This window comes from Streptomyces sp. NPDC017890, from assembly GCF_044328675.1.
Taxonomy (GTDB): Bacteria; Actinomycetota; Actinomycetes; order Streptomycetales; family Streptomycetaceae; genus Streptomyces.
This window is the reverse complement of record NZ_JBIRHU010000010.1, coordinates 25,425-41,451: the sequence shown is the minus strand read 5'-3', so window position 1 is coordinate 41,451 and position 16,027 is coordinate 25,425. Positions and strand designations below refer to the sequence as shown.

Genomic DNA, 16,027 nt, shown 5'->3' with positions numbered 1-16,027 from the left:
TTCGTAGGGAGTTGAAATCATGGCCCCGAGCGCCATGAGTCGCAGCAACGACTGGACGAGATCCCTTTCCGACGCCCAGCCGGTCCCGTACTGGCTGGACGACCCCGGCCGCCCCCGCCCGCAGCCCGCCCTGACCGGCCCCGAGACCTGCGACCTGCTGGTCGTCGGCGGCGGCTACAGCGGACTGTGGACCGCGCTGATCGCCAAGGAGCGCGACCCGGCGCGGGACGTGGTGCTGCTGGAGGGCCGCGAGGTGGGCTGGGCCGCCTCCGGCCGCAACGGCGGCTTCTGCGCCGCCTCCCTCACCCACGGCCTGTCCAACGGTCTCACCCGCTGGCCGGACGAGATCCACCGGCTGGAGGAGCTGGGCGCCCGCAACCTCGACGCGATCGAGACGGCGGTCGCCCGCCACTCGCTCGCCTGCGACTTCGAGCGCACCGGCGAGATCGACGTCGCGACCGAGCCGTACCAGGCCCGGGAACTCGAAAACTGGTACGAGGAGATCCGCGCCAGGGGCCTCGCCGACGGTGTCGAGTACCTGGACGCCGAGGCGGTACGGGAGCAGGTCGACTCCCCGACCTTCCGTGCGGGCCTGTACGACCGCCGGGGCGTGGCCATGGTCAACCCCGCCAAGCTCGCCTGGGGCCTCAAGCGGGCCTGCCTCGACCTCGGCGTCCGCGTGTACGAGAACACCCCGGCGCTCACCCTGCGGCCGTACGGCGCCGGCATGGCCGTACGCACCCCCTACGGCGGCGTCCGCTCCCGTACCGTCGCGCTCGGCACCAACATCTTCCCGAACCTGGTCCGCCGGGTGCGCTCCTACACCGTCCCGGTCTACGACTACGCCCTGATGACCGAGCCGCTCACCGACGCGCAACTGGCCTCGGTCGGCTGGAAGAACCGGCAGGGCCTCGGGGACAGCGCCAACCAGTTCCACTACTTCCGGCTCTCCGCCGACAACCGGATCCTGTGGGGCGGCTACGACGCGATCTACCCGTACGGCGGCCGGGTGCGCGCCGAGTACGACGACCGCCCGGAGACGTACGCCAAGCTCGCCGGGCACTTCTTCACCTGCTTCCCGCAGCTGGAGGGTGTCCGCTTCACCCACGCCTGGGGCGGCGCGATCGACACCTGCTCCCGCTTCTCGGCGTTCTTCGGCACCGCGCACCAGGGGAAGGTCGCCTACGCGGCCGGTTACACCGGGCTCGGTGTGGGCGCCACCCGGTTCGGCGCCGAAGTGATGCTCGACCTGCTGTCGGGGGAGCGCACCGAGCGCACCGAACTGGAGATGGTCCGCAGGAAGCCGCTGCCGTTCCCGCCCGAGCCCTTCGCCTGGACCGGCATCGCGCTCACCAAGTGGTCGCTGGCCCGCGCGGACGCGCACGGCGGCCGGCGCAACCTGTGGCTGCGGACCATGGACAGGCTGGGGCTCGGCTTCGACAGCTGAGCCGCGCGAGGGGTTGACAACAGAATTGGTCTGGACCAAATTGGGCGCGCTCCACCCTCCTCATCTCCCCCATGTACGGAGGCACTTGTGGAACGCTCCGGATCTTTCGCCCGCCGCCCCCTCGTCGCGCTGCTCACCGCCGCGGCTCTCGCGGCGTCCGGCATGACCGCGTTCTCGTCGGCCGCCCGCGCGGCCGACGCGGACCTCGCCCGCAACGGCGGCTTCGAGTCCGGTCTCGACGGCTGGACCTGCACGGCCGGCACGACCGTGACCTCGCCCGTCCACAGCGGCACGGCCGCCCTCAAGGCCACCCCGGCGGGCGCCGACAACGCCCGCTGCGCGCAGACCGTGACCGTGAGACCGGACTCCCAGTACACCCTCTCCGGCCACGTCCGCGGTACGTACGTCCACCTGGGCGCGAGCGGCACCGGCACCACCGACGTCTCCACCTGGGCGCAGTCCGCCCCCGACTGGCAGCGGCTCGCGGCCACCTTCCGCACCGGCCCGTCCACCACCAGGGTCACGATCTACACCCACGGCTGGTACGGCACGGGCGCCTACCACGCCGACGCCGTCTCGCTCACCGGCCCGGGCGGGGAGGCGGGACAGCCCCCGGCGGCCCCCGCCGGCCTGACGGCCGGATCCGTCACCTCCTCCAGCGTCGCCCTGTCCTGGTCACCCGTCCCGAGCGCGACGAGCTACGCCGTCCACCGCGACGGCGCCAAGGTCCGCACGGTCACCGGCACCTCCACCACCGTGACCGGCCTGACCCCCTCGACGGCGTACGCCTTCCAGGTCACCGCGGTCAACGACGCCGGCGAGTCCGCACGCTCCGCCACGGTCACGGCGACGACCAGCGAGGGCTCGGACGGCGGCGGCTCCAACCTCCCGGCCCACGCCCTGGTCGGTTACCTTCACGCCAGTTTCGCCAACGGCTCGGGTTACACGCGCATGGCCGACGTGCCCGACAGCTGGGACGTCATCGACCTGGCCTTCGGCGAGCCGACCTCGGTCACCTCCGGCGACATCCGCTTCGAGCGCTGCCCGGTCACCGAGTGCCCGAACGTGGAGAGCGACGCCGAGTTCAAGGCGGCGATCAAGGCCAAGCAGGCGGCCGGCAAGAAGGTGCTGATCTCCATCGGCGGCCAGAACGGCCAGGTGCGACTGACCACGACCGCCGCCCGCGACACGTTCGTCTCGTCCGTCTCGAAGATCATCGACGAGTACGGGGTCGACGGCCTCGACATCGACTTCGAGGGCCACTCGCTGTCCCTGGACGCCGACGACACCGACTTCGAGAACCCGAAGACGCCGGTGATCGTCAACCTCATCTCGGCCCTGAAGACGCTCAAGGCCAAGTACGGCGACGACTTCGTGCTGACGATGGCCCCCGAGACCTTCTTCGTGCAGCTCGGCCACCAGTACTACGGCACGGGCAAGTGGGGCGGCCAGGACCCGCGCGCGGGCACCTACCTCCCGGTCATCCACGCCCTGCGCGACGACCTCACCCTGCTGCACGTCCAGGACTACAACTCGGGCCCGATCATGGGCCTCGACAACCAGTACCACTCCATGGGCGGCGCCGACTTCCACATCGCGATGACCGACATGCTGCTCACCGGCTTCCCGGTCGCCGGCGACGCGGACAACGTCTTCCCGCCCCTGCGCCCGGACCAGGTCGCCATCGGCATGCCGGCCTCCACCAACGCCGGCAACGGATACGTCTCCCCGGCCGAGGTCACCAAGGTCCTGAACTGCCTGACCAAGAAGACCGACTGCGGCTCCTACGCGACCCACGGCACCTGGCCCGCCCTGCGCGGCCTGATGACCTGGTCGATCAACTGGGACCGGTTCGGGAAGTGGGAGTTCCAGAAGAACTTCGACGCGTACTTCGGCTGACCGGCGGCGCGGTGCGGCCGGCCACCGACGCGACTCCGGCCAGCAGCACCGCGCCCAGGCACCAGCCGGCCACCACGTCCAGCGGCCAGTGGTAGCCGCGGCGCACCAGCCCGTAGGAGGCGCCGAGGACCAGGACCGCGCAGAGTACGGCGAGCACACGGCGGACGGCCGGCGAGCGCAGCGGCCCCAGGAGCAGCAGCGCCGCCGCGCCGTACGCGACGACCGCGGTGGCGGTGTGGCCGGAGGGGTAGTAGCCGACGGCCGGAGGCACGGCTGGGGTGCCGGGGCGGTCGGTCCACTCCTTCAGCGGGACGACCAGCGCCGGCACCAGGACCATCGCCAGGGCCCCGGCGAGGGGCGGCAGCCACCAGCGGTCCACACCACTGGCGTGTCCGTGCCACGTGGCCGAGGCCAGCGCGACGGCGAGGACGGGTACGGCCACCTGAACGTTGCCGAGGTCGGCCAGCAGCTCGGAGAACCGGTCCGGGTGGACGAGTGCCCTGCTCAGCCGCTCGTCCACCCCGATCAGCGGGCCGTCGGCGAGGACCTGCCAGGTGATCAGCGCGAAGAGGAGCACGGGCAGCCCGAAGAGGGCGGAAAGTGTGCGAGGGCGGGGGGAGGCCGGCATGCCGCCCAGCTTCGCAGGACCGCCGACGGGAAACACCGAAGGGCCGGCACAAGGGGGGGAGTGTGCCGGCCCTTCGGCGAACCACCGTCCCGGGTGCCGAAACGGCCGTCCTGACCGGAACGCCGCGCGCCCCGGGGGGTGTGGGGCGGGCGACCGTCCGATCGGTGAGGAGACCCGGAACCCTCGGGTTCCGGTTGTGTGCGCGAGGCACGACCAGGTCGAAGCTGGGGAGGCCTCGGCCTGAGATTCCGCCCACAGTCCCCTGTGGGCGGGGTGTATCTCTCATCTGCGTAGAACCTACGACAGGGGGTGCGCTCAGGACAGGGGCATCGGCGTCCTGTCATCCACCCCGCACACCTTCTTCACACGCTCTGCGGTTCGCCGCGCCAGGCGTGCGAAACGCAGCTCAGATGGGCGTTCGGGCGCTCGCGCACGTGGTCGCCCGGGCGCCCCTTCAGGTGCTCGCCCGGGCTCCCGGGCACGTGCTCGTTCAGATCCGGGCGAAGCTCTGCTCGATGATGTCGAGGCCCTCGTTCAGCAGGTCCTCGCCGATCACCAGCGGGGGCAGGAAGCGCAGCACGTTGCCGTAGGTGCCACAGGTCAGGACCAGCAGGCCCTCCTGGTGGCAGGCCTTGGCGAGCGCGGCGGTCGCCTCGGGGTCCGGCTCCTTGGTGTCGCGGTCCTTCACCAGCTCGATCGCGATCATCGCGCCGCGGCCCCGGATGTCGCCGATGGCGTCGAACTTCTCGGCCATGGCGGTGAGGCGGGACTTCATGATCGCCTCGATGTTCCTGGCCTTGGCGTTGAGGTCGAGCTCCTTCATCGTCTCGATGGCGCCGAGCGCACCGGCGCAGGCCACCGGGTTGCCGCCGTAGGTGCCGCCCAGGCCCCCGGAGTGCGCGGCGTCCATGATCTCGGCGCGGCCGGTGACGGCGGCGAGCGGCAGGCCGCCGGCGATGCCCTTGGCCGTGGTGATCAGGTCCGGGACGATGCCCTCGTCCTCGCAGGCGAACCACTGGCCGGTGCGGCAGAAGCCGGACTGGATCTCGTCGGCGACGAAGACGATGCCGTTGTCCTCGGCGAACCGGCTGACGGCGGGCAGGAAGCCCTTGGCCGGCTCGATGAAGCCGCCCTCGCCGAGCACCGGCTCGATGATGATCGCGGCCACGTTCTCCGCGCCGACCTGCTTGGTGATCTGGTCGATGGCCTGGGCGGCGGCCTCCGGACCGGCGTTCTCGGCGCCGGTCGGCCAGCGGTAGCCGTAGGCGACCGGCACGCGGTACACCTCGGGCGCGAAGGGACCGAAGCCGTGCTTGTACGGCATGTTCTTCGCGGTCAGCGCCATCGTGAGGTTGGTACGGCCGTGGTAGCCGTGGTCGAAGACGACGACCGCCTGCCGCTTGGTGTACGCACGCGCGATCTTGACGGCGTTCTCGACGGCCTCGGCGCCGCTGTTGAACAGGGCCGACTTCTTGGCGTGGTCGCCCGGCGTCAGCTCCGCCAGCGCCTCGGCGACGGCGACGTAGCCCTCGTACGGCGTCACCATGAAACAGGTGTGGGTGAAGTCGGCGAGCTGCGCGGTCGCCTTGCGCACGACGGCCTCGGCGGACGCGCCGACGGAGGTCACCGCGATCCCGGAACCGAAGTCGATCAGACGGTTGCCGTCGACGTCCTCGATGATGCCGCCGGCCGCGCGCGCGGTGAAGACGGGCAGGACGGAACCCACACCCTGCGCGACCACGGCCGTGCGGCGGGCCTGCAGCTCCTGCGACTTCGGGCCGGGGATGGCGGTGACGACGCGGCGCTCCTGCGGAAGGGCGGTCATGGGGGCTCCTGGGGTCTTGCGGTTCTCACGGACGCTTGCCTTCTCTTCTCGCAGGCTAGGACCGGGACGGAGGAGCGGGCATGCTCCATGTGGGCGTTGTCCGCGGAGTCGGTTGTCCGCGATGGACAGGTGGTGGACACGGCGGCATGTGGACACGTCGACGCGGGCCCGGCCGCGTAAGCGGTGAACTCCCCCTGGGAGGGCGTTAGATTGGCTCGCGGATGGTGGATGGAACGGCTGGTCAGGGGGCAAGGGCGATGGACAGCGACGGGAACCGGGACGCGCGGGGTACGCACGCGAATCCTGTACCGCGTCCGGCGGGGCCTCCACAGGTGCCCGCCGTGCCACCGCGGCCGGCCGGCGCGCCCGGCACGCCGGGGGTGCCAGGGATGCCGGGCGTGCCGCCGCTGCCCGACGGCTCCGCCTTCCTGTCCTGGCTGCGCACCCCGCGCCCTCAGGCGCTGCCCGGGGTGTGGCGGTTCGGGCACCGGCCGCGGCCGGAGGAGGAGCCGGAGCGCGTGCCGGGACGGCAGCTGCTGAGCGGGGCACTGATCGCCTTCCTCGTCGGCTGGCTGATCTGGTCGCTGCTGTGGAACGGCTACCTGGGGGGCTGGTGGCTGCTGCCCCTCTTCGCGATGATCCCGGACAGCTGGGCCGAGCCGCACAGCTTCGCCTCGGTGGTGGTCGTCTACGCCTACTACGTGCTGATCGCCGGCGCCATCATGGTCGGCGTCGGCCGGCTCGGCCGCTGGGGCGAGATCTGGCGGCGCTACGGCCCGCCCGCCTGGCGTCGTGCCGCCCCGGCCGGCGGACCCCCGCCGGTCCCCGAGGAAGACCCCGCCGCCTGGCCCGCGCTGCGCGCCGCCGGTGCCCACGACGCCGCCGAGCGGCTCGCCGCCGACGCGCGCTCGGGGCTCATGCGGGACGTCGACCACGCCCGCATCACCCGCGCCTGGCAGGGCGTGCTCGGTGGCCGGCACACCCTCGCCACCTTCACCGGCGCGGTGCTCTCCCACGGTGCCGGAGCCTGCCCGCATCCCTCGGGCGCCCGTGACCTGCCCGTCCGGCAGGCCCGGCACGACCTGGTCACCGGACAGGTACGGATCGGCACGGCCTCCGACGACGCCCGCAACCCCTACGCCTACCGCGGTGCCGGCCTCGCCGTCGGCCCCGATCTGCTCGGCACCTCCCTGCTCGCCGTCGGGCCGGCGGGCTCCGGGAAGACCGGCAGCGTCGTACGGCCGCTCACCGAATCGCTGTGCCTGAACGCGCTCGCCGGACGCGCCGCGGTCGTCGTGGTAGGCGCAGCGGGCGCGGACCTCGGCCCGGCCGACGCCTACGACGTGGTCGTACGGATCGGAAACCCGGACTCCGTGTACGACCTCGACCTGTACGGCGGCACCACCGACCCGGACGAGGCCGCGGTCGTACTCGCCGAAGCCCTGGCCGGAGACCTCGCCGAGCCCCACCCGGGCGGCGACACCCGCCGCTCCACCACGGTCCTCGCCCAGCTCCTGGGCCCCTTCCGAGCGGTGCACGGGCGCTTTCCCGGCGTACCGGAGCTGCGGCAACTGCTCGACGGGACACCCGGGCCGCTGGCCGACCTGCGTGAGGGACTGCGGGCGGCCGGTCAGGAGTCGCTGCTGCGCGAGCTGGACGCACGCGAGCGGCAGATGGGCCACCCCGGGGACGTGGGCAGTGTGCTGGCCGACCGGGTGGCGCTGCTGGACCGGCCCGCCTTCGCCTCCTTCTTCGACACCTCGGGACAGTCCCGGCCCTTCTCGCTCAAGGCCCTCGACCACCCGGTGCGAGTCCGCGTCGACCTGCCCGAACGCGGCCACGCCGAGGCCTCGCGGATGCTGGCCCGGCTGATCCTCGCCCAGTTCACGGCGAGCGTGACGGTGCGCGAGGACCGGTCGCTGTTCGCCTGCCTGGTGCTGGACGACGCGAGCGGTGTGGTGACGCCGGAGGCCGTACGGGGCGTCCAGCGGCTGCGCTCGGCGGGCGCCGGGGTCGTGCTGACCCTGCGCACCCTGGACGACGTACCGCGTCCGTTGCGCGGGCCGCTGCTCGGGTCCATCGGCTGCCGGATGGCTCTGTCCGGGCTCACCCCCTGGGACGGTCAGGACTTCGCCGAGGTGTGGGGCAAGGAGTGGACCGAGGCCCGGGACGTCACCGACCGGCAGATCATCGCCGAGACCCCGGCGGGCAAGGCCGTGCACATGCTGCGCCGGGTGATCACCGGGAAGGCGCCCACCGCGCGCGCGGTGACCGTGCGGCAGGTCGAGCGGGAGAGGTGGTCGGCGTCCGAGCTGGCGCACGCCGTGCCCGCCGGACACGCGGTGCTGTCGCTGACGACCGTCAAGGGGGAGCACGCGCCGCCGCTGCTGGTGGATCTGCGCGGGTGACCTGGCCGGGGCGTGCCCCGGGGACCGTACGGTGAGGCAGAATCGGCACAGGTCGTTCATACGCGGCGGCCAAAAGATCACAGACGTCTCGCATCGCAGACAGGCACCGCACGTCGGACACCGCACGCCACGGACAGACACCGCACGCCACAGGCAGACACCGCACAGACCACAGACGCAGATCCCGAAGGCCCAGGCCCCCATGCCCCCCACGCTCGCCTCCCTCGTCCACCACTCCGCGCTCAAGCTGACCGTGCGCGCGGGCGAGGACGGCCTCGACGTGCCGGTGCGCTGGGCGCACGTCAGTGAGCTCGCCGACCCCGTGCCCTACATGGAGGGCGGGGAACTGCTGCTGATCACCGCGCTCAAGCTGGACGCCGCGGACCCCGAGGCGATGCGGCGGTACGTGAAGCGGCTGGCGGGCGCCGGCGTGGTGGGGCTCGGGTTCGCCGTCGGGGTCAACTACGACGACATCCCCGAGGCACTGGTCGAAGCCGCACGGCAGGAGGGACTGCCACTGCTGGAGGTGCCGCGCCGCACTCCTTTCCTCGCGATCAGCAAGGCCGTGTCCGCCGCGATCGCCGCCGACCAGTACCGCGCGGTCACCGCGGGGTTCGCCGCCCAGCGCGAGCTGACCAGGAAGGCGCTGACCGACGGCCCGGAGGGCTTGCTGGCCGCGCTCGCCGCGCAGGTCGACGGCTGGACGGCGCTGTACGACGCCTCGGGCGCCGTCGTCGCCGCCGCACCGGAGTGGGCGGGCCGCAGGGCCGCGCGGCTCACAGCGGACGTGGAGCGGCTGCGCGAGCGCCCCGCACCTGCCTCCTCCGTCGTCGGCGGAGCCGGGACCGCGGAACACCCGGAAGGCTCCGACCGCGTCGAACTCCACTCCCTCGGCACCTCCCGCAGGCCACGTTCCGCACTCGCCGTCGGTACGGCCGCCGCCCTCGGCACCGCCGAGCGGTACGCCGTGCACTCCGCCATCGCCCTGCTGACGCTCACCACGGAACGCTCGCGCTCCCTGCGCGAGGCCGAGCAGCGCATCGACGTGGCCGTACTGCGCATGCTGCTGGCCGGCGAACCCGACCACGCGCGCACGGTCGCCGGAGACCTGTACGGCGGCCTGCTGGACGCGCCGTTCCGGATGGTCGTCGCCGAGTCGGCGTCGGTTTCCGCCGCGCGCACGCACGCCGGCCCGCAGGCGCCCGTGCCCGCCACCCGGACCAGGTCTTCCGCCGCCGCGCTGGCCGCCGCCGACACCGGCGGCGACCCGCTCGGCGCGCTCGCCGAGGTCGTGGAGTCGGCCGCCGCCCGCTCCGGCGAGTCGGTGCTGGTCGTCCCCGAGGGGGAGCGCCTGGTGGTGCTGGCCACGGACGGGGGCGCGGCCGTCGCGGCCTGCGTCGAGTACGCCTCGGCGCTGGAGGCCGTCCGCCCGGAGCCGATGACGGGCGGCGACGAGGAGGGCCTGGTCGTCGGCCTGTCGGCGCCGTCCGGGCCCATCGCCGCGTCCACCGCCTACAAACAGGCGGAACAGGCCCTGTCGGTGGCCCGCCGGCGCGGACGCGTCTGCGTGGAGCACGAACACCTGGCGGCCGGATCGGTCCTTCCGCTCCTCGCCGACGACGCGGTGCGCGCCTTCGCCGACGGCCTGCTGCGGGCGCTGCGCGACCACGACGCCACCGGCCGGGGCGACCTGGTGGCGTCCCTGCGGGCCTGGCTCTCCCGCCACGGCCAGTGGGACGCGGCGGCGGCCGACCTCGGCGTCCACCGGCACACGCTGCGCTACCGGATGCGGCGGGTGGAGGAGATCCTCGGCCGCTCCCTGGACGACCCGGACGTACGGATGGAGCTGTGGCTGGCCCTGAAGGCGACGTCGACGGACTGACACCCCGCCGGCGGGAGGAGCGGCCGGGCGGCGAGGGGGCAACCTCGTCCGCGACCCCGTCCGGCCGGCCTTCCCACCCGTCCGCACATGGCCACAACGTCGAACCTCCCACCCCCACCACTACGCCCCGGACAAACGCCAGTCACCGCCCTCCGCCCTACCGTGGATCCGCAAGCCACGGACACGTACACACCCCCAACGCGGAAGGGCCGGGACTCACGATGACTTCCACCCACGCCTTCTGGCTCGCCGGCCGCCAGGCCACCGGCGAGGCCACCTTCGACGTCACGTCCCCCTGGGACGGCAGCCGGGCCGGCACGGTGAGCGTGCCGACCGACGCCCAGGTCGAGGAGGCCGTGGCCGCCGCGTACGCCGTACGGGACGAGTTCGCCGCCACCCCCGCCCACCTCCGCGCCGCCGCCCTGGACCACGTCAGCCGGCGCCTGGCCGAGCGCACCGAGGAGATCGCCCGTCTGATCTCCGCCGAGAACGGCAAGCCGGTCAAGTGGGCCCGCGGCGAGGTCGGCCGCGCGGTCTCCGTCTTCCGCTTCGCGGCGGAGGAGGCCCGCCGGTTCAACGGCGGCGAGGCCCAGCGCCTCGACACCGACGCCGGCGGTCAGGGCCGCCTCGCCCTCACCCGCCGCTTCCCCAAGGGCGTCGTCCTCGGCATCGCGCCGTTCAACTTCCCGCTGAACCTGTGCGCCCACAAGATCGCCCCCGCGATCGCCGCCGGCGCGCCCATCATCCTCAAGCCCGCGCCCGCCACCCCCCTCTCCGGCCTGGTCCTCGGCGAGCTGCTCGCCGAGACCGAGCTGCCCGCCGGCTCGTGGAGCATCCTTCCGGTCCCGAACGACCGCATGCCCGCCCTCGTCCAGGACGAGCGCCTGCCGGTCATCTCCTTCACCGGTTCCGAGACGGTCGGCTACGCGATCATGGACTCGGTGCCGCGCAAGCACTGCACCCTGGAGCTGGGCGGCAACGGCGCGGCCGTCGTCCTCGGCGACTGGGCGAGCGACGAGGACCTGGACCGGGCCGCGACGCGCATCGCGACCTTCTCCAACTACCAGGGCGGTCAGTCCTGCATCTCCGTGCAGCGCGTGATCGCCGACGCCTCCGTGTACGACCGTCTCCTGCCGCGCATCGTCGCCGCCGTCGAGGCCCAGGTCACCGGCGACCCGAACGATGACGCGACGGACGTCGGCCCGCTGGTCAGCGAGGCCGCCGCCGAGCGCGTCGAGGCCTGGGTGCGCGAGGCCGTGGAGGCCGGCGCCACCCTCCGCACCGGCGGCAAGCGCGACGGCGCCTCCTACGCGCCGACCGTCCTCACCGACCTCCCGGACGGCACCACCCTCGCCTGCGAGGAGGTCTTCGGCCCCGTCCTCAGCGTCCAGAAGGTGAACGGCGAGACCGAGGCGTTCGCCGCCGTCAACGACTCCAAGTACGGCCTCCAGGCAGGCGTGTTCACCCACGACCTCCAGGCCGCCTTCCGCGCCCACCGCGCCCTTGAGGTCGGCGGCGTCGTCATCGGCGACGTCCCCTCCTACCGCGCCGACCAGATGCCGTACGGCGGCGCCAAGCAGTCCGGCGTGGGCCGCGAGGGCGTCAGGTTCGCGATGGACGACTACACCTACGAGCGGGTCCTGGTCCTGACGGGCCTCGCGCTCTGAATCCACCCTGTGGATCAGCCCTGTGGATCGATCCTGTGGATCAGCGCTGTGGCCGACGGCCTGGTCCCGGTGCGGCGGTGGCACCGTCTGCGATGCGAGGACACTGCCGGCGAAAAGTCCTCAAGGGGCTCATCTGAGCGGAGGGTGAACATTCCGGCGGGAAAGTTCACCCTTCCGGACACCGGGTACCCATGGCACCGCCACGCCCCGGGGGCGGAATCAGCACGGCACCGCCCGGTCGGTACGACGCCGGTCCGGCGCGGCGAGGCCGTCCACCGGCGGCCCGTACCGACCGCCTAGCCACCCACCAGCGCGGCCACCAGGCGGTCCATGGCCGGCCGCGGGTCGGGGGCGCCCGGCCGGCCGGTCATCAGCAGGTGGTGTGCGGTGCCCACGACGGCGAGGGCCACGGTGTGCGGGTCGACGGTGGCCGGCAGCCGTCCGCTGCCCCGCTCGGACTCCAGGTAGCCGGCTATCGCCTCCTGGATCGCGGTGAAGCCCGGCCCGCCGTCCCGCATGGCCTCGCGGACGCGTGACGCCGCGGCCGGGCGGGTCATGGCCAGACCCGACAGAGCCGGGCCGCCGCGGTCGAAGAGCGAGAGGGCGACGGAGACGAGGTTCCCGGCCACCGTGCCCTGCCCGGCGAGTCCCTCCAGGGCCCGCGCCTTCGCCGCCGTCCGGGCGAAACGGTCGAGGCAGAGTTCGGCCACGAACTCGTCCAGCCCCGCGAAGTGCCTGTGCAGCAGCCCCTTGGCGCAGCCCGCCTCGGTGGTGACGGCCCGACTCGTGAGCGCCCCGGGTCCGTCCCTCTCCACGATCCGCTCGGCGGCCGCGAACAGTCGCTCGCGCACGTCCGGCGTCGCCACTCCACGCGGTGACATGGGCCCGCCTTCCTTCCGGTGTCCGGCGCCGCGCGCGGCGCGATCCCCCGGATCGTAAGGGGATTGCCACTATGGGCGCACGCCCATAGTGTTTGGGCGCACGCCCATTCTCCGTCCCGCATCAGGAGGCACTCGTGTCCGAGATCGTCAACACCGAGCAGGCGCAGGCGTGGAACGGCCCCGAAGGGGCCCAATGGGCGCGTGACCAGGACCGGTGGAACGCCGTGAACGAAGGTTTCAACGAACCGCTGCTCGACGCCGCCGGGCTCGCCGAGGGGCACCGGATCCTCGATCTCGGCTGTGGTTCCGGGCAGACCACGCGCCTCGCCGCCCTCCGGGCACCACGGGGCAGCGCGCTGGGCCTCGACCTGTCCGGCCCCATGCTGGCCGAGGCGCGGTCCCGGGCGGCGCGGGAGGGCATCGCCAACGTCACGTTCCAGCAGGGCGACGTACAGGCGTACCACTTCGAGCCGGGCGCGTTCGACGCGGCGATCAGCCGCTACGGCGTCATGTTCTTCTCCGACCCCGAGGCGGCGTTCCAGAACGTCGGACGGGCGCTGCGACCCGGCGGACGACTGGCGTTCGTCTGCCCGGCCGAGCCCTCGCTCAACGGCTGGGTGACGGCCATGTCGGCACTGCGCGACGTCCTGCCGCTCGGTGACTTCGCCGCGCCGGGCCTGCCCGGCATGTTCTCCCTGTCGTCGCCGGAACGGATCCGCGCCGTCCTCGCCGCCGCGGGGTTCTCCACAGTGGCCGTCGACGGGGTCGAGGCATACGGGGCGTGGGGGCACGGAGCCGATGACGCGGCGGAGTTCCTGCTGAACACGGGGCCCGGACGGCACTTCCTGGGCCAGGTCGACAAGGCCGCACAGGAGCGCGCTCGCCAGATGCTCACCGGCCATCTGCGCGGCTACGAGGCGGCCGACGGAACGGTCCGGCTGCGCAGCACCTCCTGGCTGGTCACGGCGGACCGCCCGGCCGGCCCGACGACCACCGCCTAGGGCCCCGGCGAACTGCCCGCCGGTCGGCACAGCAGGTCCCGCAGCGTCGCGTACGAACGGTCCCAGGTCCATTCCGTACGCACCCAGTGGCGGCCCCTCCCGCCCATCTCGCGGGCGAGGCCGGGGTTGCGCAGGAGCCTGATCAGCCGGTCCGCCGTCGCGGCCACCGAGTGGCCGTCGACGACATGACCCGTCTCGCCGTCGCGTACGGCGTCCGGGGCGCCGCCCGAGTCGCCCGCCAGGACCGGGAGTCCGGACGCCGCGGCCTCCAGGTAGACGATGCCCAGGCCCTCCACCTCCAGGCCGCGCCTGCGGGTCCGGCAGGGCATGGCGAAGACGTCGGCGGCGGCGTAGAAGGGCGGGAGCGCGCGATGAGGGTGGCCACCGGCGAAGACGACCGAGTCCAGGACCCCTTCGTCCAGGGCCAGTTGACGCAGTCCGGCGGCGTACGGGCCATCGCCGACCAGGAGCAGTACGGCGTCGGGGACCGCCCTGCGGACCCAGGGCAGCGCCCTGATCAAAGTGTCCTGGCCCTTGCGCGGGACCAGCCGGGCCGCGCACAGGATCACCGGGCGGCGGCCCAGGCCGTACCTGGTCCGGGTCGGGCCGCCGTCCAGTGCCGGGTGGAATGCCGCGGTGTCCACGCCGGGGACCAGTCGGGCGGTCCGGGTCCCGGGTGCGAGGGCCGCCTCGACGGGACCCCGGGTGCTCGCGCCCAGCCAGGTCAGCGTGTCCACCTCCGTGCCGATGCGGCGCAGCAGACCCCGAGCGCAGGGGGTGCGGGCCCACCACACCTCATGGCCGTGGGTGGTGGCGACGGCGGTACGGATCCCGGTCGTCCGCCGGAGCCGGCCCGCCATCAGCCCGAGAGGGGCCGCCGCGCCGAACCACACCCGGTCGCAGCCGTACCGCCGCGCCACGGACGCGGCGTGCGCGGTGGCGCGGGGTGTGGGGAGGAGGGTGCGGGCCCGGTGGCGGATCACCGGGTACGGGAAGGACTCGCCGGAATCCGTCGTCGTGGTCGGTGCGGAGGTGAGGACGACCACCTCCTCGGGCGGGAAGCGGTCGGCCAGCTCCCGGACGAAGGTCTCGATGCCGCCCTGCCGGGGCGGGAAGTCGTTGGTGACGATCAGGGTGCGGGTGCGAGAGCCGCACGTCATGCGACGGCCGCCTTCTCGCAGGGCACGGAAGGCCGGGAAGGAGCGGAAGGCACGGAGGGAATGGCGGCGCCGCGGCCTGCCGGCCGGTACGCCAGTGCGCCGAGCACCAGCGGATAGACCAGGTAACCGAAGCGCGTCGCCGGCATCAGGGCTGTGGCCAGGCCCAGGCCGAGCGCGAGCCGGACGCCCGCCGCCCGCACCGTTCCCGGGGGACGTGCCGCCAGTGAGAGGGCGATCAGCAGCGCGCCCACGGAGAGCAGCACCAGTGCGATCACCGCGCCGCCGGGCACGTGCGACGCCAGCAGACGTCCGGGCAGCGGACTCGCGGCGGGGGAGGCGGTGGCGGTGAGGCCCAGCGGGAAGGCGACGACGTTCCGGTGGAAGGCGGAGGGGTCGGCGAGGGCGAACGGCAGTACCGCGGCTGTCGCGGTGCACACGCCCACGGCCGCGCACCGCAGCGCGGGCCGTCCGCCCCGGCGTACGGCGATCAGGGCGAGCGCCACGGGAAGCGCCGGCCAGGCGGTCCACTTGAGGGCGGCGGCGGCTCCGAGCGCCAGGCCGGCCCGGCCCGGACGCCCCCGCCCGGCGAGTGAGACGCCCAGGCACATCAGGCCGGCCACCGGCAGGTCGATCCCGCCCACCGCCAGAGGCAGCGCGACCAGCGGGCAGGCGAGCAGCCAGGCCCGGTGCAGCCCGGCGCCGGCGAGGGCCGCGACGAACGCGCCGCCCAGCCACCAGCGGGCGTCCCCGGGCAGCATGCCGAAGAGTGCCATCCCGGGCAGGTAGGGGTTGAAGTCGGCCACGGCCGTCGGAGCGGTGACGTACGGGCTCCCGGTCGTGAGCAGCAGCCGCCCCGACCGCTCGACGACAGCCACCTCCAACTGCCCGAGTCCCGCCACCACCAGACAGACCAGCGGCACCACGGCGGCGCCCAGCACGGCGACGGCGCGGGCCGCGCGGCGCGGGCCGGAACCCGGTGTCAGGAACGCCGCGACCACGTACCCCGCGCCCGCCACGCACCCCCACACCCGGTGCGGTCCCACGTCGGACGCCATCGCGAAAACCGGTGCGACCACCGCGCACCCGGCCCACGCACACCGCTCGACGTGTCCGGCGGTGTACTTCGCGGCATACTCCCCAAGGGTCTTCCTCATGTCCGTCGACGCTAGGAATCCGCAGGCCGCACGGCGTCAACCGAGGCTCCGCACCCGGGACTCAACCCGTGGTAC

The 16,027-nt window shown here is 73.5% G+C and carries 11 protein-coding genes; 6 read left to right on the top strand and 5 right to left on the bottom strand.

Going from position 1 to position 16,027, the window contains the following annotated elements; genetic code table 11:
• The first annotated feature begins 19 nt into the window (after window positions 1-19).
• Together ACH4F2_RS14930 and ACH4F2_RS14925 are read left to right on the top strand one after the other, a co-directional pair.
• Window positions 20-1,447, top strand: coding sequence for an NAD(P)/FAD-dependent oxidoreductase (locus tag ACH4F2_RS14930; RefSeq protein ID WP_398133124.1), 1,428 nt, complete (start codon window positions 20-22; stop codon window positions 1,445-1,447).
• A 162-nt stretch (window positions 1,448-1,609) separates the two neighbouring features.
• A complete protein-coding gene (locus ACH4F2_RS14925; RefSeq protein WP_398133306.1) occupies window positions 1,610-3,346 on the top strand; it encodes a chitinase in 1,737 nt (578 codons plus the stop codon).
• On the opposite strand, the gene ACH4F2_RS14920 is transcribed toward ACH4F2_RS14925, so the two are convergent.
• Window positions 3,285-3,974, bottom strand: a complete 690-nt coding sequence (locus tag ACH4F2_RS14920; RefSeq protein ID WP_398133123.1) for a phosphatase PAP2 family protein — start codon at window positions 3,972-3,974, stop codon at window positions 3,285-3,287. The two genes, ACH4F2_RS14925 and ACH4F2_RS14920, sit on opposite strands and share 62 nt — an antisense overlap.
• Before the next feature lie 490 nt (window positions 3,975-4,464).
• Window positions 4,465-5,799: a 4-aminobutyrate--2-oxoglutarate transaminase gene (gene gabT / locus ACH4F2_RS14915; protein ID WP_398133122.1), complete on the bottom strand. Its 1,335-nt coding sequence runs from the start codon at window positions 5,797-5,799 to the stop codon at window positions 4,465-4,467.
• 257 nt (window positions 5,800-6,056) lie between these two features.
• Here gabT and ACH4F2_RS14910 point away from each other — a divergent pair, with 257 nt between their 5' ends.
• The 3 genes from ACH4F2_RS14910 (at window position 6,057) to ACH4F2_RS14900 (ending at window position 11,756) form a co-directional block, all read left to right on the top strand.
• Window positions 6,057-8,207: an ATP-binding protein gene (locus ACH4F2_RS14910; protein WP_398133121.1), complete on the top strand. Its 2,151-nt coding sequence runs from the start codon at window positions 6,057-6,059 to the stop codon at window positions 8,205-8,207.
• Window positions 8,208-8,409: 202 nt separating this feature from the next.
• On the top strand, window positions 8,410-10,089 hold the full coding sequence (locus ACH4F2_RS14905; protein WP_398133120.1) for a PucR family transcriptional regulator: 1,680 nt from the start codon (window positions 8,410-8,412) through the stop codon (window positions 10,087-10,089).
• Window positions 10,090-10,310: 221 nt separating this feature from the next.
• Window positions 10,311-11,756: an aldehyde dehydrogenase family protein gene (locus ACH4F2_RS14900; protein ID WP_398133119.1), complete on the top strand. Its 1,446-nt coding sequence runs from the start codon at window positions 10,311-10,313 to the stop codon at window positions 11,754-11,756.
• 296 nt (window positions 11,757-12,052) lie between these two features.
• Here the strand turns inward: ACH4F2_RS14900 and ACH4F2_RS14895 are convergent, their stop codons facing one another.
• On the bottom strand, window positions 12,053-12,637 hold the full coding sequence (locus ACH4F2_RS14895; protein ID WP_398133118.1) for a TetR family transcriptional regulator: 585 nt from the start codon (window positions 12,635-12,637) through the stop codon (window positions 12,053-12,055).
• 134 nt (window positions 12,638-12,771) lie between these two features.
• Here ACH4F2_RS14895 and ACH4F2_RS14890 point away from each other — a divergent pair, with 134 nt between their 5' ends.
• A complete protein-coding gene (locus ACH4F2_RS14890; protein WP_398133117.1) occupies window positions 12,772-13,638 on the top strand; it encodes a class I SAM-dependent methyltransferase in 867 nt (288 codons plus the stop codon).
• Here ACH4F2_RS14890 and ACH4F2_RS14885 read toward each other — a convergent pair.
• On the bottom strand, window positions 13,635-14,798 hold the full coding sequence (locus ACH4F2_RS14885; protein ID WP_398133116.1) for a glycosyltransferase family 4 protein: 1,164 nt from the start codon (window positions 14,796-14,798) through the stop codon (window positions 13,635-13,637). The genes ACH4F2_RS14890 and ACH4F2_RS14885 overlap by 4 nt on opposite strands.
• Entirely contained in the window at window positions 14,795-15,952 is a 1,158-nt protein-coding gene (locus ACH4F2_RS14880; RefSeq protein ID WP_398133115.1) for a glycosyltransferase 87 family protein, read from the bottom strand. Before ACH4F2_RS14880 ends, ACH4F2_RS14885 begins: the two co-directional genes overlap by 4 nt.
• Between the last annotated feature and the right edge of the window lie 75 nt (window positions 15,953-16,027).

Bases quoted from the DNA above. Each gene is read 5' to 3' on its own strand.
- ACH4F2_RS14930 (WP_398133124.1), top strand. From the start codon at position 20: ATGGCCCCGAGCGCCATGAGTCGCAGCAACGACTGGACGAGATCCCTT.
- ACH4F2_RS14925 (WP_398133306.1), top strand. From the start codon at position 1,610: ATGACCGCGTTCTCGTCGGCCGCCCGCGCGGCCGACGCGGACCTCGCC.
- ACH4F2_RS14920 (WP_398133123.1), bottom strand. From the start codon at position 3,974: ATGCCGGCCTCCCCCCGCCCTCGCACACTTTCCGCCCTCTTCGGGCTG.
- gabT (WP_398133122.1), bottom strand. From the start codon at position 5,799: ATGACCGCCCTTCCGCAGGAGCGCCGCGTCGTCACCGCCATCCCCGGC.
- ACH4F2_RS14910 (WP_398133121.1), top strand. From the start codon at position 6,057: ATGGACAGCGACGGGAACCGGGACGCGCGGGGTACGCACGCGAATCCT.
- ACH4F2_RS14905 (WP_398133120.1), top strand. From the start codon at position 8,410: ATGCCCCCCACGCTCGCCTCCCTCGTCCACCACTCCGCGCTCAAGCTG.
- ACH4F2_RS14900 (WP_398133119.1), top strand. From the start codon at position 10,311: ATGACTTCCACCCACGCCTTCTGGCTCGCCGGCCGCCAGGCCACCGGC.
- ACH4F2_RS14895 (WP_398133118.1), bottom strand. From the start codon at position 12,637: ATGTCACCGCGTGGAGTGGCGACGCCGGACGTGCGCGAGCGACTGTTC.
- ACH4F2_RS14885 (WP_398133116.1), bottom strand. From the start codon at position 14,798: ATGACGTGCGGCTCTCGCACCCGCACCCTGATCGTCACCAACGACTTC.
- ACH4F2_RS14880 (WP_398133115.1), bottom strand. From the start codon at position 15,952: ATGAGGAAGACCCTTGGGGAGTATGCCGCGAAGTACACCGCCGGACAC.